The following is a 24,502-nucleotide window of genomic DNA, read 5'->3' as shown; positions in this document are numbered from 1 at the left end:
GCCGGCGCGCGGGCACCGCCCGCGCGCCGGCCCCCTTCGCGCATGCGCATACGCGGGCGGCCAGGGGGCGGCTGGAGGCGGCTTCGAGCGGGACTCCAATGACGCAGGCCATTGTCGGGCGAGGACCGCAGCGGTCCCCCAGGCTCGCTTAGGAGGCTCGCGTGACAACGACCGATGACCGTACGACAGCCACGGCGGTCGACCCCGGTCCGCTGATCAAGCTGACCATCGCGGACTGCGCGGCCAAGGTGCTGCACAGCGCGGTGACGCTCGGCGTGTTCGGCGCGCTCGCCGAGGGGCCGGCCGGCGCAAAGCAGATCGTGGCCGCCACCGGTCTGCACCCGCGCATGGCCGGCGACTTCCTCGACGCGCTGGCCGGCCTCGGCCTGCTGGAGCGCACCGGCGACCGGTACGCCAACGCGCCGCTGGCCGAGGCCTATCTCGTGCCCGACACCCCCACCTACCTCGGCGGGTTCGTGGAGCTCACCAACGAGACGCTGTACGGGACGTGGGGGCGGCTGACCGAGGCGCTGACCACCGGCGCGCCGCAGCACCTGGACCCCGACAAGGGCGGGTTCGTCGGGGACAAGCACAAGGACCCGCAGAAGATGAAGCGCTTCTTCGCCGGTCTGGACGCCTACAGCGACCGGATGGGCGCCGAACTCGCCGGCCGCATCGACTGGTCGGCCCACTCCTCCTTCGTCGACCTCGGCGGCGCCCGCGGCAACCTCGCCTCCGTCCTGGTCCGCGAGCACCCCCACCTGAAGGCGGGCGTGTTCGACCTGGAGCGCACCCGGCCGCTGTTCACCGAGCACGTCGGCCGTCTCGGGCACACCGACCGCATCGAGTTCACCGGCGGTGACTTCTTCGCCGACGACATCCCCCGCGCCGACGTCATCGTGCTCGGGCACATCCTGCACGGCTTCGACACCGACCGGCGCCGACAGCTGCTGCGCCGGGTCCACGCGGCCGTCAACCCCGGCGGGCAGATCCTCGTCTACGACCGGATGATCGACGACGAGCGCCGCAACGCCGAGCGCCTGCTCTCCAGCCTGCACATGCGCCTGGTCAGCCCCGACGGCTCCGAGTACCGCATCGCCGACCTGAACGGCTGGCTGGCCGACGCCGGCTTCACCGCCCCCACCGCACAGCCGCTGCTCGGCACGCACACGCTGGTGACCGCGACCCGATGACCGACCTGGACGGCACGGCCGCCCAACGATCCAAGGAATCAACATGAGCCAGGAGAAGGTGCCCGTTCTCATCGTCGGCGGCGGCCTCGCCGGACTGTCCACCGCCGTCTTCCTCGCCCACCACGGGGTCAAGGCCACACTGGTCGAGCGCCACCCCGACACCTCCGTCCACCCCAAGGCCCGCGCCATCAACCCGCGCACCATGGAGCTGTACCGCGCCATCGGCATGGAAGAGCGGGTGCGGGCCGGGCGCTCGCCGATCTCCGGCAACACCGACCTGGTGCACGTGGAGACCCTCGCCGGCAGCGAGCGGGTCCGCATGCCCAACGCCTCCATCGAGGACATCAGCCGGATCAGCCCCACCCAGTGGACCCTGATCGACCAGAACCAGCTGGAGCCGATCCTGCGGGCGCGGGCCGAGGAGGTCGGCGTCGACCTGCGCTTCCACACCCGCCTGGAGGCGGTCGCGGAGGACGGCGACGGGGTCAGTGCCACCCTCACCGACCTCGCCACCGGCCACAGCAGCGACCTGCGCGCCTCCTACGTGGTGGCGGCGGACGGCAGCCGCAGCCCGCTGCGCCGGATGCTCGGCATAGACGCCCACGGCCGCGGCACGCTCACCAACCTGGTCAGCTTCTTCTTCGACGCCGACCTCACCGACGCCCTGCGCGGCCGCAAGATCATCGCGGCCTATGTCAACAACCCCGAGGTGCGCGGCACCATCATCCCCATCGACAACGACCGCAAGTGGGTCATCAACGTCTCCTTCTTCCCCGAGAAGGGCCAAAGCGCCGACGACTTCACCCCCGAGCGCTGCGTCGAACTGGTCCGGGCCGCCGTCGGCGTCCGGGACCTGCCGCTGACCATCGAGTCGGTCGACATGCCCGCCTGGGACATCTCGGCGCGGGTCGCCGACACCTTCGCCCGCGGCCGCTTCCTCATCGCCGGCGACGCCGCCCACGTGATGCCGCCCACCGGTGCCTTCGGCGCCAGCACCGGCATCCAGGACGCCTACAACCTGGCCTGGAAGCTCGCCCTCGTGCTGGACGGCAAGGCCGGCGAGCAGCTGCTGGCCAGCTACGACTCGGAGCGCCGCCCGGTCGCCCAGGAGACGGTGCGCCAGGCCATGCTGCGGTTCGCCGTCCGCGAGGGCAAGGCCTTCGACGACGTGGCCAAGGACCTGGTCGACGAGACCACGATGACCTTCGGATACGCCTACCCCGAGGGCGCGTTCGCCGGTGAGGACCCGCAAGGGTGGACCATCACCGAAAACCCCGACAAGCCCAGCGGCAGGCCCGGCACCCGCGCCCCGCACGTGGTCGTCGAGGGCGAGCACGGCCCCTTCTCCACCACCGACCTCTTCCCGGTCGGCTTCACCCTGCTGACCGCCGGCCCCGCCGGGCCGTGGGCCGCCGCCACCCGGGCCGCCCGCGACCTCGGCCTGGTGCTGACCGTCCGCGGCATCGGCGCCGGCGGCCACTACGCCGACGTCGAGAACACCTTCACCGAGCGCTACGGCATCGGCGCCGGCGGCGCCGTCCTGGTCCGCCCCGACGGCTTCGTCGCCTGGCGCGCGGCCGCCGGCCCCGCCGAGGACGTCACCCGGACCGTGACCGAGGTGCTGCGCGGCATCCTCTGCCTGCACTGACCGCCACCCCCCAGCCGACGGGACACCACCGGCCGCCCGAATCCCCACCCCGGGCGGCCGGTTTTTTCACCCCCGCACCCGACTGGGCGCGCCTCCCGGACCCGGGAGGCGCGCCCAGTGCCGTTGCCGGCGGCCGGCCGCTCAGACGGCGCGCGACAGCAACCGGTGCACGACCGCGGACAGTTCGACCGCCGGGTCCGCGGGCTGCCCGGCCGAACGCCAGGCCACGAAGCCGTCGGGGCGGACCAGCGCGGCACCGCAGGCGGTGAGGCCGTACTTCTTCAGGAACTCCTCGGCCACCTCCGCCGGTTCCTCTGCGCCCACCCGGTGGAAGGCGACGTCGATGCCGGTCAGCCGGGACACCCCGCCCGCCGCCCGCTCCCACAGCCCGGCCTCCGGCCCGGCCAGCAGCAGCCAGCCCCCCCTCAGCAGGTCGTGCAGCGGGGTGTCCGTGCCGCCGCAACGCAGCACGAGGTGCGGTGCACGGGTGCCCGGCCGGCCCGACGGCTGGGTGGGGTCCTCCACCGGGGCGCCGTCGTCCGCCCCGGGTTCGGCCAGCACCGCCCCCGAACGGTAGACGTGCCCGAACAGCACGGTCGTCTCCGGCCGGTGCCGGGCCGCGGCCTCCTCGTCCAGGCCGCTGCGCTGCAGATAGCGGATCACGCCCTGCTCGACGGTGAACTCGGCGACCGGGATCCGCTCCTGCTCGTAGCTGTCCAGCAGCTGCTCGCCGGCCTGCCCGCGCAGCACCAGCGCCAGCTTCCACGCCAGGTTGTGCGCGTCCTGCAGGCCCATGTTGCCGCCGAACCCGCCGGTGGGCGGCATGATGTGCGCGGCGTCCCCGGCCAGCAGCACCCGGCCGCAGCGGAACCGGCCCGCGACGCGCGCGGCGATCTCCCAGCTGGTGTGGGTCTCCACCGCGACGTCGAGGTCCGGCACGCCGACCGCGGCCCGCACCATCTCGACGCAGTCCTCCTCGCAGTACTCGGTGTGCGTCTCCTCGGGCGGCAGGCTCGGCGCCAGCACCCAGCGGTCCGCGTCGTCGAGCCGGCCGAGCACGCCCTTGACCCGGTCGTTGCTGACGAAGCAGAGGAAGAAGCGCCGGCCGGCGACGTACTCGTCCAGCGCGGCATGGAAGATGATGTTCATCTGGCGGCCGAACACGCCCTGCCCGTGCGTGCCGATGCCCAGCCCGTCACGGATCGGGCTGCGCACCCCGTCCGCGGCGACCAGGTAGGCGGCGCGGACCGTGGTCTCGGTGCCGTGCCGCACATCGCGCAGCACGGCACTGACCCCCTCGGCGTCCTGCTCGTAGCTCACCAGCTCGGTGCCGAAGCGGACGTCCGCGCCCAGCTCCTCGGCCTTCGCCCGCAGCACCGGCTCGAAGCGGTCCTGCCCGATCAGGGTCCAGCCGGTCGTGCTCACCTCGTTCGGGTCGTGGCGGAACGGGCCGTCGAACCGGCCGAGTTCAGCCCCGGTCAGTGACGTCACCTGCAGGATGTCGCCGTACTGCGCGTGCGGGTTCTCCCGCGCACGCACCGCCTGCTCCAGGCCGAGCGCCCGCATCAGCTCCATCGTGCGGGGACTGGCCGCCTGCGCGCGCGGATGCGCCGAGATATGGGCGTGCCGCTCGACGAGGATCGGCCGGATGCCCTGCTGGGCGAGGAACAGGGCCTGGGCCAGGCCCACCATGCTGCCGCCCACGATCAGTACGTCGGTTCGCTCAGCCACCGGATGTGCTCCTTGTCTCGATGCCGTCGTGCCCGGGGTGCTGGGTGCAAGCCGATTCCGGACAGTCCCGGCCAGCCAACAGCGCCGCCCTCGAGGCCCGCTCGGACCGCGCCCGCGCCGAGCACCGGATGCGGCCGCGGGGCGTCCAGACGGGTTCGAGCCGCGTACGAGGAGCCGCTGCGATCGTCGAACCGCTCGTGACGTTGGCAATCCGGACGAAAGGCCGCAGGCCGTGGTGGAGACACTGAGTGTGCTGGTGCTGTTGGGCACCGGCCTGGTGGCGGGGGTGCTGTTCGCCGTGGCGATCAGTGTCATGCCCGCCCTGATCGCGATGACCCCCGACCGCTATGTGGACACCCACAAGCTGCTCGGCAAGCGCTACGACCGGATCATGCCGTTCATCGTGAGCGGTTCGGTCGTCATCGACGCCGCCTTCGCGGTGCGCGCGCACGACACCGGGCCGCGCGCCCTGTTCATCGCCGCCGCGCTCGCCATGGCCGGTGTCGCGGTCGTCTCCCAGACACGCAACGTGCCCATCAACAACCGGGTCAAGAAGACCCGGCCGCAGGATCTGGGCCCCGGCTGGGCGGACCCGCGCCGCCAGTGGCGCGACTGGCACCTGCTGCGCACCTGCTTCGCGATCGCCGGCTGCGCCCTGACCGCCGCCGCGGTGGTCCTGTCATGACGGCGGCGACCGCGGCGACCGCAGGGCCGGCCGCCACCCTCCCGCGCATCAGCCGTGCGCCGCGCGACGACAAGGAGCAGGCGGCCGCCAACGCCCGCATGACCGCCCTGCTGTCGAGGCCCGATCCCGGCCCGGTCGCCACGCACCTGGCACTGGTCCACTTCACCGGGCGGCGCAGCAAACGGCCCTACACCGTGCCGGCGGGCGTGCACCGCCTGGACGGCGCCCTCTACCTGGCCACCTCCAGCTCCTGGCGGCACAACTTCACCCCCGCCGCCGACGGAGAGCTCACCTGGCAGGGCCGGCGGGTCTGGGCCCGCTTCCGGACGGTCACCGACCCGGGCCTGACCGCCCGCGGCTACCTGGAGCTCTGGCAGCGCTACGGCCGCGAAGCCGGCCCGCGCCGCCTGGGCATCACCGTGACCGACGGGCCGGAGCCCACCCTGGACGACTTCCGGGCCGCCGTCGCCGCCATCCCGCTCACCCTGGTCGCCGTCACTGCCGAGACCGGCGACACCGCTGAACTCGCCGTGAATGAGAGGACCTCCCGATGAGCGCAATCGCCGGCTGGGTCGACTTCGAGCGGGACCTGTCCCCGCAGACCAGCGTCGTGGAGGCCATGGCAGCCACCCTCGCGCACCGCGGACCCGACGGCCGGGGCGTGTGGGCCGAGGGCCACGCCGCGCTCGCCCACCGCCGCCTGGCCCTGCTGGACGTGACCGGCACCGGCCGCCAGCCCGTCGTGCACCGCACCGAGGGCGGCACGCCCGTCGCGGTGCTCACCCTGGACGGCGCGATCACCAACCACGACGAACTGCGTGCCGAACTGGCCGCCAAGGGCCACCGCTTCACCGGCGGCGGCGACGCCGAGACCGCCCTGCACGCCTACCTCCAGTGGGGCACCGGCTTCCTCACCCGCCTGGAGGGACTGTTCGCCCTCGCCGTGTGGGACGTACGCCGCCAGGAACTGCTGCTGGCCCGCGACCGCCTCGGCGTCAAGCCCCTGTGCTACTACCCGACGCCCACCGGCGTGCTGTTCGGCTCCGAGCCCAAGGCGCTGCTCGCCCACCCCGACGTCGCCCCCGTCGTCGACGCCGACGGCCTGCGCGAACTGTTCGCGCACAGCCGCAAGCCCGGCACCGGCGTCTTCCGCGGCATGCGGGAGGTCGTCCCCGGCCATCTGCTGGTCGTCCGCCCCTCCGGCAGCACCGAGCAGCGCTACTGGTCGCTGCCCGCCCGCCGGCACACCGACAGCCTCGAGGACACCATCACCACCGTCCGCCACCTGCTCGCCTCCGCCGTCGCCGGCCATCTGCGCGCCGACGTGCCCGTGGGCGCCATGCTCTCCGGCGGCATCGACTCCAGCGCCCTGACCGCCCTGGCACACCAGACCCTCACCGCCACCGGCGCCGGCCCGCTGCGCAGCTTCTCGGTGAACTTCACCGGCTACACCGAGAACTTCGAGCCGCACCCCACCATGCGCTCCACCCCGGACGCCCCCTACGCGCAGCTCGCCGCCGAGCACATCGGCTCCCAGCACACCGAGATCCTCCTGGACACCGCGGCGCTCACCGACCCGGCCGTGCACGCCGTGTCCCTGCGCAGCCAGGACGCCCCCTCCCCGCTCGGCGACATGGACGTCTCCCTCATCCAGTTCTTCGCCCGGCTGCGTCAGGCCGGCTTCGCCGCCGTCCTGTCCGGCGAGACCGCCGACGAGGTCTTCAACGGCTACTTCTGGGCCTACGACCCCGAGCACAGCAACTCCCAGACGTTCCCCTGGGTGTCCTTCGAACGCGGCCACGACGCCGCCGCGGGCGGCCTGGGCACCTCCATGATCGACCGCCGGCTGCGCAAGGACCTCGACTTCCTCGGCTACGCCGACCAGCACTACCGCGACGCCCTCACCGAAGTTGCGCACCTCGACGGCGACACCCCGGCCGAACGCCGGGCCCGCGAGGTCACCTACCTCGCCCTCACCCGCTGGGCGCCCACGCACCTCGACCGCGCCGACCGCATGAGCATGGCCCACGGCGTGCAGCTGCGGCCCCCGTTCTGCGACCGGGCCCTGGTGGAGTACGTCTACAACGTGCCGGCCGCCTTCAAGCGCGTGGACGGCGTGGAGAAGAGCCTGCTGCGCTCCGCGGTCGCCGACCTGCTGCCCGAGCCGGTGCTGCGCCGCAAGAAGAGCGCCTACCCCACCACCCAGGAAGCGGCCTACGGCGACTTCGTGCGCCGGCGGTTCATCGAACTGGCCACCGACCGCGGCGCGGCCGTCGCGGGCCTGCTGGACGCCACCGCCACCGCGGCGGCCGCCGACGCCGACAAGGCCCCCGAGGGCGCCTTCGCGTGGGTCGAGCGGGCCAGCATGGAGATGGTGCTGCAGATGGAGACCTGGCTGACCGACTACCGCATCGACCTGAAGCTGTGACGTCCCCGGCCGCCGGTCCAGACCGTTTCAAGACAGCTTCGAGAACCGCCCGCGAGGGTGGAGCAACGACCCAAGGAAGCCAGGAGGGCAACGTGCACCGCACACTGATCGTGGCGCGGATGAACCTCGCCGACGCCGAGGGCGTCGCCAAGGTCTTCGCGGACTCCGACTCGACCGACCTGCCGCACATGGTGGGTGTCTCCCGGCGGACCCTGTTCGCCTTCCACGACCTGTACTTCCACCTCGTGGAGGCCGACCACGACATCGGCCCGAACCTGTACAAGGCGCGCAGCCACCCGCTGTACGACGACATCAACACCCGCCTGCAGGAGTTCATCTCCCCCTACGACCCGAACTGGCGGGAGCCGCGCGACGCGATGGCCGTGCCGTTCTACACCTGGACCCCCACCGACGGCCCCGTCACCACCCGGCCGTCCGGCCCGACCCTGGGCGGCACGCGATGACCACGGCCGCCCCCACCACCAAGGTGAACCTCAAAGAGGTCGCCGCCAACCGCAAGCGCGGCGGCGACATCCGCATCACCCTCAGCCCCCGCACCGTCGGCTGCACCTCCGGCTTCGGCGGAACCCTGCGGCTTTCCCCCGGCGAGTACGTCACCGAGCATCTGCACCCCTACTCCGAGGAGTTCCTGCACGTCGTCTCCGGCGAACTGAGCATCACGCTGGACGGCGAGCCGGTCACCCTCGGCCCCGGCGACTCCCTGCTCGTGCCCATCGGGGTGCGCCACCGCCTGGTCAACACCGGCCGGCAGACGGCGCAGGTGGTCTTCCACCTCTCCCCGCTGGCGCCGCGCCCCGAACTCGGCCACGTCGACACCGAGACGCCGCTCGTCGAGGGCGGCACCAACCCGGACGTCGGAGGCCCGCGATGAGCCGTCGCGCCGTCATCACCGGCATCGGCGCCGTCGCACCCGGCGGCGCCGGCCGCGACGCGTACTGGGACCTGCTGGCCAGCGGGCGCACCGCCACCCGCGACATCAGCCTGTTCGACGCAGGCGCCTTCCGCTCCCGCATCGCCGCCGAATGCGACTTCGACCCGGCGGCCGCCGGATTGAGCGCGCAGGAGATCCGCCGCATGGACCGCGCCGCCCAGTTCGCGGTCGTCGCCGCCCGTGAGGCCATCGAGGACAGCGGCATCGACACCACGGCCGGCGACCCGCACCGCACCGGCGTCAGCATCGGCAGCGCCGTCGGCTGCACCACCGGCCTGGAGGACGAGTACGTCGTCCTGTCCGACAGCGGCAAGAACTGGCTGGTCGACCACACCTACGGGGTGCCCCACCTGTACGGCTACATGGTGCCCAGCACGCTGGCCGCCGAAGTCGCCTGGCAGGCCAGTGCGCAGGGGCCCGTCGCGCTGATCTCCACCGGCTGCACCTCCGGCCTGGACGCCGTCGCGCACGGCGTGCAGCTCATCGAGGAGGGCACCTGCGACATCGTCATCGCCGGCGCCACCGACGCCCCGCTGTCACCGATCACCGCGGCCTGCTTCGACGCCATCAAGGCCACCACGCCCAACAACGACGGCGACGCCGCCGGCGCCTCCCGCCCCTTCGACGGCCGCCGCGACGGCTTCGTCCTCGGCGAGGGCGCCGCCGTCATGGTGATCGAGGAGGCGGGCGCGGCCCGCCGCCGCGGCGCCGGCATCTACGCCGAGGTGGCCGGCTTCGCCAGCCGCTCCAACGCCTACCACATGACCGGACTCAAGGCCGACGGCCGGGAGATGGCCGAGGCCATCGGCGTCGCCCTTGACCGGGCCCGGCTGGATGCGACCGACATCGGCTACATCAACGCGCACGGCTCGGGCACCAAGCAGAACGACCGCCACGAGACGGCCGCGTTCAAACGCAGCCTGGGACAGCACGCCTACGACATCCCGGTCAGCTCCATCAAGTCGATGATCGGGCACTCCCTGGGCGCCATCGGCTCCCTGGAGGTCGCCGCCTGCGCACTGGCCCTGCGCCACCAGGTGGTGCCCCCCACGGCCAACCTGTCGGTGCCCGACCCCAAGTGCGACCTCGACTACGTACCGGTCACCGCCCGGGACCACCGCATGGACCACGTGCTCAGCGTCGGCAGCGGATTCGGCGGCTTCCAGAGCGCCATGATCCTCAGCCGCCCCGGTGCCGGCAGCGGAAGGGAAGCAGCATGAGTGCCCTCGGCATACCCGAGGGGCGGCGCCGCCCCGCGGTCGTCACCGGCCTCGGCGTCATCGCCCCCACCGGAATCGGCGCACGCCGGCACTGGGAGGCCGTCCTGGCCGGCAAGAGCGGCCTGGGACGCATCACCCGCTTCGATGCGGCCGGCTACCCGGTCAAGGTGGCCGGCGAGGTGCCCGGGTTCGAGGCGGCCCAGCAGATCCCCGACATCCTCGTCTCCCGCACCGACCGCTTCACCCACTTCGCGCTGGCCGCCGCCGAGACGGCACTCGCCGACGCGCAGGCCGACCCCGCCACGCTGCCCGAGTACGAGATGGCGGTGGTCACCGCCAGCTCCTCCGGCGGCACCGAGTTCGGCCAGCGCGAGATGGAACAGCTCTACCAGCGCGGACCGGCCTGGGTGGGCGCCTTCCAGTCCATCGCCTGGTTCTACGCCGCCACCACCGGCCAGGTGTCCATCCGGCACGGCATGCGCGGCCCCTGCGGCGTCGTCTGCGCCGAGCAGGCCGGCGCCCTGGACGCCCTCGGCCAGTCCCGCCGGCTGCTGGACACCGGCTCCCGGCTGGTGCTCTCCGGCGGCACCGACGCCTCCCTGTGCCCCTACGGGCTGACCGCCCAGCTGCCCACCGGCGCCCTGTCCACCGAGGACGACCCGACCCGCGCCTACCTGCCCTTCGACGAGGCCGCGCGCGGCTACGTCCCCGGCGAGGGCGGAGCCATCCTGGTCGTCGAGACCGAGGACGGTGCCCGCGCACGCGGTGTGGGCCACTACGGCCGCATCCTCGGCTACGCCGCCGGGTTCGACCCGCCACCCGGCTCCGGCCGTCCCCCCGCCCTGGCCTCGGTGATCCGCCGCGCCCTGGCCGACGCGGATCTGACCGCCGACGCCGTCGACGTGGTCTTCGCCGACGCCGCCGCACTGCCCGAGGCCGACCGCGCCGAAGCCACCGCCATCAACGAGGTGTTCGGGGCCGGCCGGGTGCCGGTGACCGCGCCCAAGACCCTCACCGGCCGGCTGTACGCGGGCGGCGCCGCACTGGACGTCGCCACCGCCCTGCTCAGCCTGGCCGCCGACGTCATCCCGCACACCGCGGGCCCCGTCGACGCCGGACACCTGGGCATCGACCTGGTCGTCGAACGGCCCCGGCACACCCCGCTGCGCACCGCCGTGGTGCTCGCCCGCGGACACGGCGGCTTCACCTCCGCGCTCGTGCTCGGCGCCGGCAACCGCACCGACCACCTCACATGACCCCCGAACCCGAAAGGCACCAGTGATGGCGGGACACACCAGCAACTCCATCGTCATCGACGCCCCCATGGACTTCGTCTGGGAGCAGACCAACGACGTGACGTCGTGGCCCGAGCTGTTCAGCGAGTACTCCCTCGCCGAGATCCTCGAACAGGACGGGCCGACCGTCACCTTCCGGCTCGCCCTGCACCCCGACGAGAACGGCACGGTGTGGAGCTGGGTGTCGCAGCGCACCACCGACGCCGCCACCCGCACCGTCCGCGCCCACCGCGTGGAGACCGGACCCTTCGAGTACATGAACATCCACTGGCAGTACACCCAGACCGACCGGGGCGTGCGGATGCAGTGGACCCAGGACTTCCACATGAAGGACGCAGCCCCGCTCGACGACGCCGGCATGACCGACCGCATCAACCGCAACACCGTCGTCCAGATGAACATCATCAAGCGCAAGATCGAGACCGCGGCGAGCGCCCTGCGCACCCCCTACGCCGACCTCACCGGCAAGCGGATCCTGGTCACCGGCGGCACCCGGGGCATCGGACGGGGCATCGTGCTCGCCGCCGCCCGCGCCGGCGCCGACGTCCTGACCTGCTACCGGCACGAGAACGACCACGTCACCACGCTCGGCAAGGAGCTCGCCGCCCTGCCCGGCACCGGCCACCTGGTGCGCGCCGACGTCGCCGACGCCGACGGCGCGCGGCTGCTGGCCGAGCGGGCCCGGGAACTGCTCGGCGGGCTCGACGCGGTCGTCAACAACGCCGGCGGCGACTTCGTCCCGGCCGCATACGCCGACCTCGCCGACGACACCTGGGCCGCCGCCCTGCAGACGAACCTGACCGGCACCCACCGGGTCACCCAGTCCGTGCTCCCGCTGCTCGGCAACGGCGCCTCCATCGTCAACCTCGGCTCCGCCGTGGCCCGGATCGGCATGCCCGGCGGCGTCCACTACACGGCCGTCAAGCAGGGGCTGGTCGGCCTGACCCGTTCCCTGGCCCGCGAACTGGGCCCGCAGGGCATCCGCGTCAACACCGTCTCGCCCGGCCGGGTCGAGACCGAGGCCCTGGACGCGCTGCCCTCACAGGCCGCGGCCGACAAGCGCGCGAACCACTCCCGGCTCGTCGCCCTCGGCCGCCTCGCCACCCCGCAGGAGATCGCCCACGTCGTGCTGTTCCTCATCAGCGACCAGGCCTCCTACGTCACCGGCCAGAACATCCACGTCGACGGCTGCGTGTGAACCACCGTCACACCACGGAAGGACATCAGGTGGAACTCGGACTGCAGGGCAAGAAACTCCTGGTCACCGGCGGCTCCCGGGGCATCGGGCGGGGCATCGTGCTCGCCGCCGCCCGGGCCGGCGCCGACGTCCTCACCTGCTACGTGCAGGAGAGCGAGTACGTCGAGAGCCTGCGCCGAGAGCTCAAGGAGACCGGCGGCGACCACCACGTCATACGCGCCGACGTGGGCGACCTGGCCCAGGTCGACTCCCTGGTCGAGACCGCCAAGGAGAAGTACGGCCGGCTCGACGGCATCGTCAACAACGCCGGAGTCATCAGCCACATCCCCTTCGCCGAACTGGCCCCCCAGGAGTGGTCGCGCGTCCTCGACACCAACCTGACGGCCAGTTACCGCATCATCCAGCAGGCACTGCCGCTGCTCGGCGCGGGAGCCTCCGTCATCAACGTCGGCTCGCGCGGCGCGGCCGCGGGCATCCCGCTGCGCGCCCACTACACCGCGGCCAAGGCGGCGGTGATCGGCCTGACCCGCTCGCTGGCCAAGGAACTGGGCGGCAGGGGAATCCGGGTCAACGTCATCGCCCCGGGCGTCATCGAGACCGAGGCCTTCGACACGCTGCCGGCCGAACGCGCCGAAGGCCTGCGCGCCACCTACTCCCAGAAGACCGCGCTCGCCCGGCTCGGCCGCGTCGACGAGCTGGCCGCCCCGGTGCTGTTCCTGCTCAGCGACCTGTCCGCCTACATCACCGGCGAGACCCTCAACGTCGACGGAGGCATCTGACCATGAGTGACGCCACGTTCCGGGTCATGCTGCGGATGCAGATCAAGCCGGGCATGGAGGCCGACTTCGAACGGGTGTGGAAGGAGGTCGGCCACTCCGTCACCGGCCACCCGGCCAACCGCGGCCAGTGGCTGGCCAAGAGCACGGCCGAGGGCGAGGACGGCATCTACTACATCGTCAGCGACTGGGTGGACGAGCCGCAGTTCCGCGCGTTCGAGACCAGCGACACCCATCTGCAGCACCGCACCAGGCTGCACCCCTTCCGCAGCGGCGGCTCCATGGCCACGATGCGGATCGTGGCGAGCCTCCAGGGAGCGGCCGCATGAGCACCGCTCCCGCCGTGGAGGTGGTGCTCTACCACCTCTCGGAGCGGGGCGAGGAGGTCCTCGCGGCCTACCACGAGGCCAGCCGCCGCATGGCCGGCACCCCCGGCCTGCTGGGCAACCAGCTCATGACCGAACTGGGGCGCCCGGACAGCTACGTGGTGGTCAGCCACTGGGACAGCTGGGAGTCCTTCGAGACGTGGGAGACGGGCGCGCAGCACAAGGACCAGACCGCCCCCCTGCGCGCGTTCCGCGACACCCACCGCTCCCGCCCGTTCGAGATCTACAAGGTCCTCGCCCACTACTGAGGACAGGCACGAAACCCCACCGGCGGGGGGCGCCGAACGCGCGCCCCCCGCCCCTCCACGCGCCCGCAGCTTTCTGCGATGTGACCCGCCGTCACCGAAGCCGCGCGCTGCCGGAAGGAGGCACCATGCCCCAGCACCCCACCGACGCCGCGACCGGCGCGAGCCGCACCGGCAACGGCCTGTACGTGCCGCCCGCACCGCCCCACACCCCCGCCGGGCCCGGGGCGCGCCGGGGTTTTCTCACCCTGCTCGGCGTCGACCTGTGGGAGCGTTTCAGCTTCTTCGGCATGGCGGCGATCCTCGTCCTCTACCTCACCGCCGCCCCCGCCGACGGCGGCCTGGGCATGTCCCAGCAGACGGCCACCGCGCTGTTCGCCACCTACATGTCCCTGAACTTCCTGGCCGGCCTGCCCGGCGGCTGGCTCGCCGACCGGGTCCTGGGCGCCCGCCGGGCCGTCCTTGTGGGCGGCGCCCTCATCACCTGCGGCCACGCCGTCCTCGCCCTGGCCGCCGCTCCCGCCCTCTGCACCGGCCTGGCGCTGATCGTCATCGGCACCGGCCTGGTCAAGCCGTCCCTGGCCGCCATGGTGTCCGCCGTCAGCGGCACCGACAAGCGGGAAGAGGCCTTCACCCGCTTCTACATGTGCATCCAGGTCTCCGCCCTGCTCGCCCCCCTCGTCACCGGCTTCCTCGCCGAAAAGGTCACCTGGCACCTGGGCTTCGCCGCAGCCGCCTTCGGCATGGCGACGGGCCTCGCCCAGTTCCGTATCGGCCTGCGCGCCCTCGACACCACCGGCAGCGCCCCCACCCGCCCGCTGACCCGCACGCAGGCCCGTACGGCCGCCCGGCGGGCCGCCGCGGTCCTCGCGGCCGGCGCCGCGGCCACGAGTGCCGTCGTCCTCGGCGTGCTGCCCCTGCTCGCGCTGCTGGCCGTGCTGGGCCTGGCGACGGTGTGCCTGCCGTTTTGGTACCTGCGCTCCCTGGGCCGGCGCAGCACCGTGGACCGCGCCCGGCTGACCGCCTTCGCCACCCTCATGGCGGCTTCCGCGGCCTTCTGGATGATCTTCGCCCAGAGCGGTTCCGTCCTGTCGCTGTTCGCCGCCCACCACACCGACCGCGCGATCCTCGGCTTCACGGTTCCCGCGAGCTGGCTGCAGTGCGTGCACCCGCTGTTCATCCTGCTGCTGGCCCCCCTGGCAGGCCGGCTGCGCACCACGGGGACCACCGCCAAGTTCGCCGGTGCCCTGGCCGCGGCCGGCCTGAGCTTCCTCGTCATGGCCGCGGCCGCCCTGCTGGCCCGCACCGGCGAGGTCTCCGTGGCCTGGCTGATCGCCGTCTACCTGGTGTACTCGCTGGGCGAGGTGGTGCTCGCCCCGGCCGGCCTCGCCCTGGCCGCCGCCGTCGCCCCGCCCGGCTACCTCAACCGCTTCCTCGCCCTCAACGGCATGTTCGCAGCCGTCGGTGTCGTCCTGGGCGGGCAGCTCTACCGCCTCACGGCCGTCGTGCCGCTGCCCGCCTACTTCCTCCTCATGGGCTGCATCGCCCTGGCCACCGGCGCGTTCGTGGCCGCCCGCTCCTCCCGCCTGCGCCCCCACCTGCCGGGCTGCTGACGGGCGGGGGCGCAGCGGCCCGGCGCCCGGGGGGCACGGCATCGGGATCTTCCCGAACCCCGAACCCGCTGCGGGCCCGGACCACTTCGCCCGGGCCCGCACGTCACGGGCTCAACTCCCAAAGGCCCGGTCCGCCGCGCCGCCGGACGACAGCCTGCCTGGCCTCCTGTGTGCCGCTCTCCTCCGGTGCCCTCTGTGCCCTGGTCTTGCGGGCGTGGGAGACCGCCCGGAGTTCCCCCGGCCACATGCGATGAGACGACGCCGGCTCGAGCCCATCCCGCCCATGAACTGCCGCCCCGGCGCGGCGTGCCGGCAGTTCATGGGCGGGGTGGGCTTTTTCCTCGTCTGTTCCGGGTCGCGTTTGGTTGTCGTGCTGCTGCGGATGCCTGCCACGACGAGGCGGAGGCCGTGGCCGAAGGGCTGTTCGTCGTGCGGGGCGGGGATGTGGGGGAGTGCGGCGTCCATGTGCGGGTGGCGTTGCGGGTCGACGGCTTCGGCGAGCCGGGCGGCGGCGGTGGTGCCCGGTTCGGGGAGGGCCACGGCGCGTTGTTCTTCGATGGTGGGGCCGGCGACGTAATAGGTGAGCGTGCCGGGACGCCCATGAGGCGTCCCGGCCGGACAGGCCGCCTTCGCGCGGGGGGCGCGATCATGGTCTCGACGTATGCCGGCGCGTGGGGCAGGGCGAAGAGGACGCCGGCGAACAGCCGCGCCGGGAGACGCTGTTCGGCCGAGGCCGGCTCCCCTCAGCCGCCCCTCTGCCCCTCCGGCGCCGGCTTTCCGGCTCACCCCTGCGGCGGCGATCCGTTACCGCTGCAGGCCGTGTACCGGCTGGGGTCTTGTCTGCCTCATGCCGGGCCGCTGTCTGCCCGTGGCCGGCGCATGCCCCCCACCACGCCGGCCGGGCGGTCCAGCGCGAGGGGGGGGCAGGAGCGCCCCGGCGCCGCCGTCGGGCGCGGCGGGAGCGTGGCCGCGGTGAGGGGCGCAGGAGAGTGCCGGAGAGACCGGGTCAGGTGCGGCGCAGGAGGGTGGCGGCGGTGGTGATGCCGGTGGTGGCGATCAGTCCGGCGGTGGTTGCCGCGGTGGTGTGGTCGGGCACCAGGATCATGGTGAGCAGGGCACAGGTGAGGGCCCCGATCACGATGATCAGTGCGACGGCGGCCAGGGACCACGGGGGCCGCTCGGGCGGGGGAGCGGGTTCGCGGGCACCGGCGGCCGCGGGCGTGGGGGGCGGCTCAGGGGGAGGACAGGACTGGCTCATGGGCATGCAACTCCGGGCGGGCAGGGGAGGAAAACAGATGCTTTCCTCCCGGAGAGGAGCGAGAGAAACGCCGGTGGCAGCCGGCTTATGTTTTTACTTTCCCTCCCGGACCCCGAAGGAATCCCTTCCGGTTTAGACTGCACACCCTCTGGAATACCCGCTCCCGGCACAGGCGTTCTGTACCGGGTCAGGTGTTCGAGTGTGTCGTTCCCTGTTGAGGCATGGAATGTGCTACACATGCGCGCAGGGCCCCGGATGCTGTCATCCGCGGCCCTGCAGGGGATCATTCGCATATTGGCGGCCTGCTGCCACAGGGGGTTCCACCAGTGCTTCTCTCACCCGCCCGCCCCACCCGCCCAAACAGACGGCGTGACGACCGGTCACACTTCGGATATCCCCCATTCTGCCATGTGGCAAACCGGCGCGTGGAGTTCCCGGGCGCAGCATTCCTGCGGGCTGCCTTCGGGTACCTGACTGCCTGCTTCCCGCATTTTGGCCTGCTCTGCTTCGGCAGGCCGGCTGACCCCCTGTCCCCGAACGGGGGACGCGTCAGAGGCATCCGGCCGGCAGGCCCGGCCCGGCAGGCGGCCAACGGCGAGCGCGCACACCGTCCCGCAAGCCCCGTGCCCGCCCGCACGCCGGGCGACCGGAACACCGCCCCCTGCCGGCCCGCCGACCGGTCACGCGCGGTCCGTACGGGTGTGTCGACCGCCGCATGGTCACGCAATGTGCAGGGACGTGAACCGCCCGCACCTTTTCACGGTCCGGCTATGGATTTGAACCAACGGTTTTACAACTGCGACGCAAAGTCGCACCGGGCGCCGACCCGGCCGTGGTAACCTCCCTCGTCCTTTCTCAGAAAAAAGGTAGAAAAGTGCTCCGTACTGATGGCATTTGGGTAAGAAGTTCGCACAGCGAGTCGGGCGCCTGCGTTGAGGTTTCCCTCCGGGAGAAGCTGAGCGTGCGTGATTCAAAAGACCCCCGCATTCCCGGGTTTTCTTTTGATGCAAGGGCATGGTCGTGTTTCGTTGCCGCCCTGCACGCGGCGGACTCTTTTCCGCGGACCTGATGCCATCCGAAGGCTAGTCGCCGAAATTCCCGAAGAGGGCGTCTTCAGAAATGGGGAGGGCGGCGCCGCCGCGCTCGACCTGAAGGAAGGCGTCGAGATAGTCGGCCGGATCCCTCCGGTCGCCTCCCGACGCGTGCTCATAGAGGAGAGACTCACCGGCCGTGGTTTCCAGATAGGCGACCGGATCTCCCTCCTCGAACGTGAACACCTGATACGGCGTTCGGAAGAAGGGGTAGGCGCCCGCCGTGAATGGAACGTAGTAGACCGTCACGTTGGGTAACTCACTGACCCTGAGGAGGGTTTCGCACTGCTGCCGCATGATCTCGCCGCTGCCGATCGTGCGGCGCAGTACGGATTCATCGAGGATGAAGAAGAACTGCGTCTCCTCCACGGACAGGATCTGCTGGCGCCTGATGCGCAGTTCGATGCGCTGCTCGGCGGCTTCGGGGCGGTCCTCCTCGATCCTCTGCAGCAACGACCGGGCGTATTCCTCGGTTTGAACCAGCCCCGGCATGACGTTGCGCTCAAAGGCCCGCACGATCGTGGCGGACTCCTCATAGGCGATGTATGCCTCAAGCGCAGGCGTCATCACCCCCTTGTAGGGGGCAAACCAGGGCGGCCGGCGCGCGGCCCGGGCCAGCTCGACGAGCTCCCGCCGCTCCTCGGAGGACAAGCCGTAGGCCTCCGCCATCGCCATCGCGTCCGTGACGCTGACACCGATCTTCCCGTTCTCGATGCGGATCACCTTCGACGGCGACCAGCTGAAACGATCAGCCACCTGCTGCTGCGTCAGGCCTGCCGCCTCCCGCGCCCTCTTGAGGCGCTCCCGCAGCCGCTGCCGAAGGAACATCGGGTTTTCTGACACGGTCACAGCCCTCGCCCCCCTTGAGCCTCAACGGCCACACGGCGCCAGCCCCATGGACGACATCTCGCAGCAACGCACCGTCGATGACGGGCGGCATATCGTCCCGCCACGAAGTGCCCTGTAGCACGGCGCAGCCTGACCGAAGCGAGCCTACGGAGCTGATACCCGCCCAAGTGCCCTCTCGTGAGTTTCACCCTGGCCGACGTCCACACGATGGCGTGCTAGGTAGCAGAGTCCTTCGTCCAGCACCGGAAGGCAAGACACCCCTCAGCCCAACTGCGCGGGCCCGCCAGAAGTGGCGCGACGCCAACCCGCAAGAAGGATCTCGGGTGGCGGGAACTGCGGCGTCCGGGCACCACCAAGGCCGCCGAGACCGAGCGCGCCCAGACCATGAGCGACGCGATCCCCATCTACAGCCAGCAGGCGAACGACGCCCGCGCTGCGGCGTCCCAAGCTCACGACCTGGCCCGCGAAGTCTCCGGCCTGCGCAACCCGGAGGCCGAACTCGAGGACCTCACCCAGCGGTGGGACCAGCGCCTGCAGGAAGCCCAGCGCGATGACCGAGCTTTCGGGGCACGATGCACGTCACCGACTACGCCGGTAAACGCGCGGCCGCCGAACGCCGCATCGAGCAGCTGCAGACCGAACAGCAGTACCGCGCCGACATGCCCCACACCCAGCGCAAGGCCGAAGGCGACGCCCGCCGCGCCGAAGCCCTCGCCCGCATGGAGAAGGCCGCCAAGAACAACCGCCGCCGCGGCGCCGGCCGTAAGGGAACCACTCCGTACGGCAACCGCGGTCTGCCGGGTGAACAGGCCTCCCACCTCCGTCAGCCACCGCCTCACGATCGCGGTAACCCGAGAATGGGCAGGTGACCCGGAACCGCGCTGGGGCCGTATCTCTTAGCTCTCAGCCAACGGCCAAGAGCTAAAAGAGAGGGGCCGGTCCCTCGTCGGGATCGACCCCTCTTGCAGGCATGCGCCAACATGACCTGCGGTTGCCTCGCTTACGCTGTGGTTGGACCCAGTAGCGAAGAGGCATGGGCGGCATCCCCCTGGTGGTGGCGGTGCCAGCCGTACGGCGAGCATCGCAACTTTGGGAGCTCGTACGCAAACGCTAGTGGGACAAAAAAGCGCAATCGTCTCTGCTGGTCGCAACCGAGGGTCCGAAAGTCCTTGATCGCGCTCCCCTGACCAGGAGCTTTGCGTCCTTACCACATCCACGTAAGCGGGTATCGGGCGGGCAGGTCCGGGCGTGGACGATCCTGCACCAACGCCGTTCCGTTGGGCCTTCCGGGTGAGACCGAAGGGCTTCTCCCTGCCATGCTTGTGGACAGCAGGCCGAGAACCAGTTTTCGGGTGGCGCCAACCACCTGTGGTGATCAGCCAGTTGGACCCAGTAGCGAACAAGCCGTCCGGCGTTTCTACGGATTCGCCGGGCGGCCCGCATGGAAGAGGCATCATGTCCCGAGATTCCCAGCGGAACAAGACGGTGGTTGAGGCAGCCTCGGCGCCCGAGCCCGAGACCTCCCACCGGTTCGGACCCGCCGAAGCATCCGTCATCATCGTTCTTGTCCTGACGGCCGCGACCCTCGCCTACACGGGCATGGCGTTGCCGGCGATCCTCCAGCTGCTGCTGGGGGCTGGCCTCATCGGCGCCGTCACCATCACGTTCTCCCACGCCCGGCCGGGCAAGCGCCTCCTGAAGGTTCTGCGCGCGATGCTCGGAGCCGCACAGTGAGGTCGGCACGGGTGGGGCGCCCAGAAAAGCCGATCAACCGGGAACTCAAGGCGAACGCGCAGCTGGCCGCATTCCTTCGGAGGCGCCGAAGCCTGGGCGGCTGGACGTACGAGGAAGTTGCCGAGCAGGCCGAGGAGTTCAGCCGCCAGACCCTCCAGCGCGCCGCGGCGGGCGGCATGATCGTCCCGACCTGGCCGGTCGTCACCGCCTTCGTGCGCGCCACAAGCCAGCTGCGCGAGACGGACGTCGAGCTGGACCGAGCGATGAAAAGGGCGAAGGACCTCTGGCGTCAGGCCCGGTACGAGCAGCGGCAGAAGACGATGCCGCGCCGCCCCGAGCCTCCGGTGCTCGCACTGGTGCGCTCGGAGGCCGACCTGGCAGCCGTCCTCGTCGAGTTGTACGAGCGGTCCGGGGCCCCCTCGATGGTGGCCATGGAGCGTCGCGCCGGCGGCTTGGGAATCTTGCCGCACAGCACCGCCCACCGGATCGTCACCCGCCAGACCCTGCCCTACACACTCGTCCAGTTCGACGCCTTCCTCAACGCGTGCGATGTTCCCCTGCGCCGTAGGGACCCGTGGTACTCGATGTGGGCAAGGGTCTTCGGAGTGAACGAGTTGGACCTCGCCCGGGATCTGGCCCGGCTGCGCGCCACGCAGGCACTCGAAGAACGAAAGCGCCTGGTCTCAGACACCCAGACCAGAGTGCCGATGGCCAAGGCCGCGTAGAAGGCCAACACCTCCCGGTGGCTGCTGGGGGCCTTCGCCCGGCCCGCAGACCCCCGCTCAAGTCGGCATCCCCCGACGCGCACCGGCATCGCCGGGGTGTCCCGGACCGAGACCGGTAGCCGTGACAGTCAGCCGCCGACGGCGCCTGGATCCGTGGCCCCTGTCACGGCTACTGAGCTTGAACTCGGGTTGTCGTAGCCGCTGACAGAGCTTGATCCTCGCGGTACGCCGTTGGTTATGAGGTATGCGCAGGGCGGCGGTCTGTCGGACGAGCGTCGGCAGTTCCGCGAGGGGATCCGGATGAACGCGGCCGAGGGGTTCGCCCGGGGCGAGCCGAGCTCGGCGATCGCCAAGGAGTTACGGGTGAGCGTCCGGTCCGTGCAGCGGTGGCGGCGGGCCTGGGACAAGGGTGGGCCGCGGGCCCTGCGCTCGGCAGGTCCGGCTTCGCCGCCCAGGCTGAGCAAGGCCCAGTTCGCCCAGGTGGAAGCGGAGTTGGCGAAGGGACCGGTCGCGCACGGCTGGCCGGACCAGCGGTGGACGCTTTCAAGGGTCAAGACCGTGATCGGGCGGCGCTTCCACAAGAGCTACACCCTGCAAGGAGTGCGCAAGCTGCTGATCCGGCACGGCTTCTCCTGCCAGATCCCGGCTAGACGTGCTGTCGAACGCAACGAGGACCAGGTCACCGGCTGGGTGAAGGAGACCTGGCCGCAGGTGAAAGCACCGCGGCGGCGCTCGACGCCTGGATCGTCTTCGAGGACGAGGCCGGCTTCTCGATGACGCCGCCCATCGCCCGCACCTGGGCCCGCCGCGGGCAGACACCCGTCATCCGGGTCCGCGGCCGCTCCCGCCGCCGCATCTCGATCGCCGCACTGACCTGCTACAAGCCAGGCCAACGAGCCCGGCTGATCTACCGGCCGCGCCGCGACGACGGCCGACGCGACGGACGCAAGAGCTTCGCCTGGACCGACTACCGCGACCTGCTCATCACTGCACATACCCAGCTCGGCGGCCCGATCGTGCTCGTCTGGGACAACCTCAACGTCCACCTCGCCTACGGGATGCGGCAGTTCATCGACCGGCAGGACTGGCTGACCGTCTACCAGCTGCCCTCCTACGCACCCGACCTCAACCCCGTCGAGGGCATCTGGTCGCTGCTGCGGCGCGGCTGGCTGTCCAACACCGCCTTCACCACACCCGAGCACCTCGTCCAGACCATCCGCCACGGGATGAGGAAGATCCAATACCGGCCCCACCTCATCGACGGATGCCTCGCCGGAACCGGGCTGTCCCTCACCCCAACGACTTCATGAGTTCAAGCTCAGTAGGAGCAGATGAGGCGATCTTGTCGTTCTCAGCGCCTCATGACCTCCGGTGCTTCAACAACATGCGGACAACGCCCGGAGCAACTGACCTGCGGATTCTCTGATTTGCAGACCTCTGACCTGGCTTACCGCAACTTGCCCTGGACTGAAATTCAACTACAGAAACCAGGGTCAGGCACTCGGGTTCATCGATCCAGCAACGAAGAAGATGGTCATGCTGCACACCGACGGAAAATTCTGGTCAGCGTGGAAACTGGGCGACAAGCAATTCCAGAACATCATCGACAAGGGATTCCTGACATAGAACGCCGAATGACGAACATGAAGAACCGTGACCTGATCCAGGCGGTCCTGTCCGCAGCCGGGGACTTCCGCAGCGACTGGCTGGCCTCGGCAGGAGGCAAGAGCGTCGCACCTCTTCCCGTACACGCGGGATTGAGCCGCCCCACAGCCCTGCGCCTCGTGGCCGGAGCACGCGAAGCCGCAGCCACCGCCATCCTCGCCGCCTCGCTCGCGCCCGAACGCCATGACATGACGGTCACGCAAGCGCCTCTCAGCACGGACGAACTCCTTGCCCACGCTTCACGCATGCAGGAGGGCTCCGAACTGCTTCTGGCCGCCGACAATCTCCACGGCGCGCTGCTGCCCAAGCCCGGCTACGCACTTCTTGCAGGAACCGCACAGTTCATGCGTGGCGCCCTGTCCGAGGGGCCCGAAAAGGCCAAGGCGGACTTCCAGCGGTACGCCAGGAGGATGCAGTCCGAGAAACCGCACATCGCCGCCGTCGTTACCGACTTCCCCCCAATGAGCAAGTCATGGAAGGTTCCCAGCGATATCCCCGCCGACAGCCACACGGGACGGCAACTGACGCTGATGCGGGACCTACTGGACGATGCTGTCGACGGACCTACCTACGCCCGCGGGTGGCTCGCCGAACGCCGCAACGCCATGGATGCCGGAGAGCGGGTGAGTGACACGATCGCCACCGCGCTGGACACGGTCTTCTACGCGCTGGAGGACTACACCATCGACCCGAGTCTCCGGGACGAGGACGATCTCACCGATGAGGAACTGCGCCAGCATGTGGCGGACGCTCTGCAGCAGCTTGGCGATCTGTGGTGAGACCGGAGACCGAAGGAACTCTTGGGACCGCCTTCTCGCCTGGGCAACAACTCGACGGACGCCAAGACGCGCAAGGACTCCATCCAGACCATCACCAAGTCGATCCAAGCGCCCGCCGAGTACGAGGTGCGCGGTAGGGGAGGGGGCGAGCCTGTGGGAAGTCCGGGGGGGCCCGGCGGTGGCGAGCGCGGTCGCCCTCCTTGGGGTGACCGGCCTGATCGGCCAGAACTCCTGAACGCCCCAGCCCCAGCGGGGAGTTTCCCGCGGCCTGTGTCACACCCGCCGCGGGGCGCTGTCGCCCAACAGCACCCACGAGGCGTGCGGGGCCGGAGGGCGGGGGCGTTTTAGAGTGCGGGGGTGAGTGTGCGTAGGGGGCTGGCTCGGGATGGGGACATTCGGCCTGTGGTGCGGGAGTGGATCTCGCAGCAGCCGGTATGGCGGGGGGCGGTGCTGCGTGAGGAGTTCGGCCTGTGCAACGGGGAAGCGCGCGCCGATGTCGCCGTCATCGGCTCGCAGCTGGCGGGATTTGAGATCAAGGGCCCGCTGGATCGCTTGGATCGACTGCCACGTCAAGCCGCCTTCTATGACCGGATCTTCACCCACTGCTGGCTGGTGACCACCGACGCTGGCTGGCCGGCTGCCTCGGCGCTGATCTCACCGTGGTGGGGGGTGCTGCTGGCCGAGGACGGGCGCCAACAATCCGCCGTATCGCTGGTGCGGGCGGCCCAGCCCAACCCGGCCGTCGAACCGGTGGCATTGGCGCGTTTGCTGTGGCGGCAGGAGGCGCTGGCTGAACTGGGCACAGCGGGTGAGACAGGCGCCACCAGCCGCCTACCCCGCCATCGGCTGTGGCAAATCCTGGCCGAGGCGCTACCGGCTCAGGAGTTGGCGACGCGAGTGGCGCAGGTGCTGGCAGCCCGCCAGTGGCCCACCCCTGCTAGGCCGTTTCCTTCAGATCATCGGATCGTTGGTCTGGTGTGTCGTTGACTGACGCCCAGTGGGCACGCATCGAGCCGTTGCTGCCGGACCGG

25 protein-coding genes and 1 pseudogene are annotated in these 24,502 nt (G+C 71.0%); 22 read left to right on the top strand and 4 right to left on the bottom strand.

What is annotated here, in order from left to right; genetic code table 11:
- Positions 1–161 precede the first annotated feature (161 nt).
- Positions 162–1,193 carry a methyltransferase gene (locus ACWDAG_RS46620; RefSeq protein ID WP_450701670.1) on the top strand — a complete coding sequence of 344 codons (1,032 nt, stop codon included), beginning with the start codon at positions 162–164 and terminating at the stop codon, positions 1,191–1,193.
- Between the two features lie 43 nt (positions 1,194–1,236).
- Positions 1,237–2,841: an FAD-dependent oxidoreductase gene (locus ACWDAG_RS46615; RefSeq protein WP_450701669.1), complete on the top strand. Its 1,605-nt coding sequence runs from the start codon at positions 1,237–1,239 to the stop codon at positions 2,839–2,841.
- A gap of 141 nt (positions 2,842–2,982) precedes the next feature.
- Here the strand turns inward: ACWDAG_RS46615 and ACWDAG_RS46610 are convergent, their stop codons facing one another.
- Positions 2,983–4,572 carry an FAD-dependent monooxygenase gene (locus tag ACWDAG_RS46610; RefSeq protein ID WP_450701668.1) on the bottom strand — a complete coding sequence of 530 codons (1,590 nt, stop codon included), beginning with the start codon at positions 4,570–4,572 and terminating at the stop codon, positions 2,983–2,985.
- A gap of 232 nt (positions 4,573–4,804) precedes the next feature.
- Between ACWDAG_RS46610 and ACWDAG_RS46605 the strand changes: the two genes are divergently transcribed.
- The 13 genes and pseudogenes from ACWDAG_RS46605 to ACWDAG_RS46545 all read left to right on the top strand — a co-directional run bounded on the left by ACWDAG_RS46605 (position 4,805) and on the right by ACWDAG_RS46545 (position 15,370).
- Positions 4,805–5,257, top strand: coding sequence for an anthrone oxygenase family protein (locus ACWDAG_RS46605; protein WP_450701667.1), 453 nt, complete (start codon positions 4,805–4,807; stop codon positions 5,255–5,257).
- Positions 5,254–5,811: a hypothetical protein gene (locus ACWDAG_RS46600; RefSeq protein ID WP_450701666.1), complete on the top strand. Its 558-nt coding sequence runs from the start codon at positions 5,254–5,256 to the stop codon at positions 5,809–5,811. The genes ACWDAG_RS46605 and ACWDAG_RS46600 overlap by 4 nt, the downstream gene beginning before the upstream one ends.
- Positions 5,808–7,685, top strand: a complete 1,878-nt coding sequence (gene asnB / locus ACWDAG_RS46595; RefSeq protein WP_450701665.1) for an asparagine synthase (glutamine-hydrolyzing) — start codon at positions 5,808–5,810, stop codon at positions 7,683–7,685. The genes ACWDAG_RS46600 and asnB overlap by 4 nt, the downstream gene beginning before the upstream one ends.
- A 92-nt stretch (positions 7,686–7,777) precedes the next feature.
- Positions 7,778–8,149 carry a TcmI family type II polyketide cyclase gene (locus tag ACWDAG_RS46590; protein WP_450701664.1) on the top strand — a complete coding sequence of 124 codons (372 nt, stop codon included), beginning with the start codon at positions 7,778–7,780 and terminating at the stop codon, positions 8,147–8,149.
- Entirely contained in the window at positions 8,146–8,577 is a 432-nt protein-coding gene (locus tag ACWDAG_RS46585) for a cupin domain-containing protein (RefSeq protein WP_450701663.1), read from the top strand. The genes ACWDAG_RS46590 and ACWDAG_RS46585 overlap by 4 nt, the downstream gene beginning before the upstream one ends.
- Positions 8,574–9,857 carry a beta-ketoacyl-[acyl-carrier-protein] synthase family protein gene (locus ACWDAG_RS46580; protein WP_450701662.1) on the top strand — a complete coding sequence of 428 codons (1,284 nt, stop codon included), beginning with the start codon at positions 8,574–8,576 and terminating at the stop codon, positions 9,855–9,857. The genes ACWDAG_RS46585 and ACWDAG_RS46580 overlap by 4 nt, the downstream gene beginning before the upstream one ends.
- Positions 9,854–11,113: a ketosynthase chain-length factor gene (locus tag ACWDAG_RS46575; protein ID WP_450701661.1), complete on the top strand. Its 1,260-nt coding sequence runs from the start codon at positions 9,854–9,856 to the stop codon at positions 11,111–11,113. Before ACWDAG_RS46580 ends, ACWDAG_RS46575 begins: the two co-directional genes overlap by 4 nt.
- 25 nt (positions 11,114–11,138) lie before the next feature.
- Positions 11,139–11,597: pseudogene (locus ACWDAG_RS46570) on the top strand (SRPBCC family protein); the annotation flags it as partial.
- A complete protein-coding gene (locus ACWDAG_RS46565; RefSeq protein WP_450701671.1) occupies positions 11,589–12,350 on the top strand; it encodes an SDR family NAD(P)-dependent oxidoreductase in 762 nt (253 codons plus the stop codon). The pseudogene ACWDAG_RS46570 and the gene ACWDAG_RS46565, both read left to right, overlap by 9 nt.
- Positions 12,351–12,379: 29 nt before the next feature.
- Positions 12,380–13,129, top strand: a complete 750-nt coding sequence (locus tag ACWDAG_RS46560; protein ID WP_450701660.1) for an SDR family NAD(P)-dependent oxidoreductase — start codon at positions 12,380–12,382, stop codon at positions 13,127–13,129.
- Between the two features lie 2 nt (positions 13,130–13,131).
- On the top strand, positions 13,132–13,455 hold the full coding sequence (locus ACWDAG_RS46555) for an antibiotic biosynthesis monooxygenase family protein (protein WP_450701659.1): 324 nt from the start codon (positions 13,132–13,134) through the stop codon (positions 13,453–13,455).
- The gene (locus ACWDAG_RS46550; protein WP_450701658.1) at positions 13,452–13,760 is read left to right on the top strand and encodes an antibiotic biosynthesis monooxygenase family protein; all 309 of its coding nucleotides are present in this window, start codon (positions 13,452–13,454) and stop codon (positions 13,758–13,760) included. Before ACWDAG_RS46555 ends, ACWDAG_RS46550 begins: the two co-directional genes overlap by 4 nt.
- 125 nt (positions 13,761–13,885) lie before the next feature.
- Positions 13,886–15,370, top strand: a complete 1,485-nt coding sequence (locus ACWDAG_RS46545) for a peptide MFS transporter (protein WP_450701657.1) — start codon at positions 13,886–13,888, stop codon at positions 15,368–15,370.
- A gap of 111 nt (positions 15,371–15,481) precedes the next feature.
- Here the strand turns inward: ACWDAG_RS46545 and ACWDAG_RS46540 are convergent, their stop codons facing one another.
- Positions 15,482–16,156, bottom strand: a complete 675-nt coding sequence (locus ACWDAG_RS46540; protein ID WP_450701656.1) for a TetR/AcrR family transcriptional regulator C-terminal domain-containing protein — start codon at positions 16,154–16,156, stop codon at positions 15,482–15,484.
- A gap of 220 nt (positions 16,157–16,376) precedes the next feature.
- The gene (locus ACWDAG_RS46535; protein WP_450701655.1) at positions 16,377–16,628 is read right to left on the bottom strand and encodes a hypothetical protein; all 252 of its coding nucleotides are present in this window, start codon (positions 16,626–16,628) and stop codon (positions 16,377–16,379) included.
- 832 nt (positions 16,629–17,460) lie between these two features.
- Here ACWDAG_RS46535 and ACWDAG_RS46530 point away from each other — a divergent pair.
- Complete coding sequence (locus ACWDAG_RS46530) at positions 17,461–17,697, top strand: DUF397 domain-containing protein (RefSeq protein WP_450701654.1); 237 nt, start codon at positions 17,461–17,463, stop codon at positions 17,695–17,697.
- 13 nt (positions 17,698–17,710) lie between these two features.
- Here the strand turns inward: ACWDAG_RS46530 and ACWDAG_RS46525 are convergent, their stop codons facing one another.
- Entirely contained in the window at positions 17,711–18,568 is an 858-nt protein-coding gene (locus tag ACWDAG_RS46525; protein WP_450701653.1) for a helix-turn-helix domain-containing protein, read from the bottom strand.
- 572 nt (positions 18,569–19,140) lie between these two features.
- Between ACWDAG_RS46525 and ACWDAG_RS46520 the strand changes: the two genes are divergently transcribed.
- The 6 genes from ACWDAG_RS46520 to ACWDAG_RS46495 all read left to right on the top strand — a co-directional run bounded on the left by ACWDAG_RS46520 (position 19,141) and on the right by ACWDAG_RS46495 (position 24,458).
- Complete coding sequence (locus ACWDAG_RS46520; protein WP_450701652.1) at positions 19,141–19,437, top strand: hypothetical protein; 297 nt, start codon at positions 19,141–19,143, stop codon at positions 19,435–19,437.
- Positions 19,438–20,023: 586 nt separating this feature from the next.
- Positions 20,024–20,302, top strand: a complete 279-nt coding sequence (locus ACWDAG_RS46515) for a hypothetical protein (RefSeq protein ID WP_450701651.1) — start codon at positions 20,024–20,026, stop codon at positions 20,300–20,302.
- An 11-nt stretch (positions 20,303–20,313) separates the two neighbouring features.
- A complete protein-coding gene (locus tag ACWDAG_RS46510; RefSeq protein ID WP_450701650.1) occupies positions 20,314–21,027 on the top strand; it encodes a helix-turn-helix domain-containing protein in 714 nt (237 codons plus the stop codon).
- A gap of 237 nt (positions 21,028–21,264) precedes the next feature.
- Positions 21,265–22,337 (top strand): IS630 family transposase gene (locus tag ACWDAG_RS46505; RefSeq protein WP_450701649.1). Its coding sequence is split into 2 segments (ribosomal slippage): positions 21,265–21,708 and positions 21,711–22,337, totalling 1,071 coding nucleotides; the frame shifts between segments, so codons are not numbered across the junction.
- Positions 22,338–22,661: 324 nt separating this feature from the next.
- Complete coding sequence (locus ACWDAG_RS46500; RefSeq protein WP_450701648.1) at positions 22,662–23,471, top strand: colicin immunity domain-containing protein; 810 nt, start codon at positions 22,662–22,664, stop codon at positions 23,469–23,471.
- 357 nt (positions 23,472–23,828) lie between these two features.
- Entirely contained in the window at positions 23,829–24,458 is a 630-nt protein-coding gene (locus tag ACWDAG_RS46495; RefSeq protein WP_450701647.1) for a sce7726 family protein, read from the top strand.
- Positions 24,459–24,502: the final 44 nt, after the last annotated feature.

The organism is Streptomyces sp. NPDC001157, from assembly GCF_053598255.1.
Note: the sequence above shows the minus strand (reverse complement) of the source record. Positions and strands in the feature narration are given on the sequence as shown.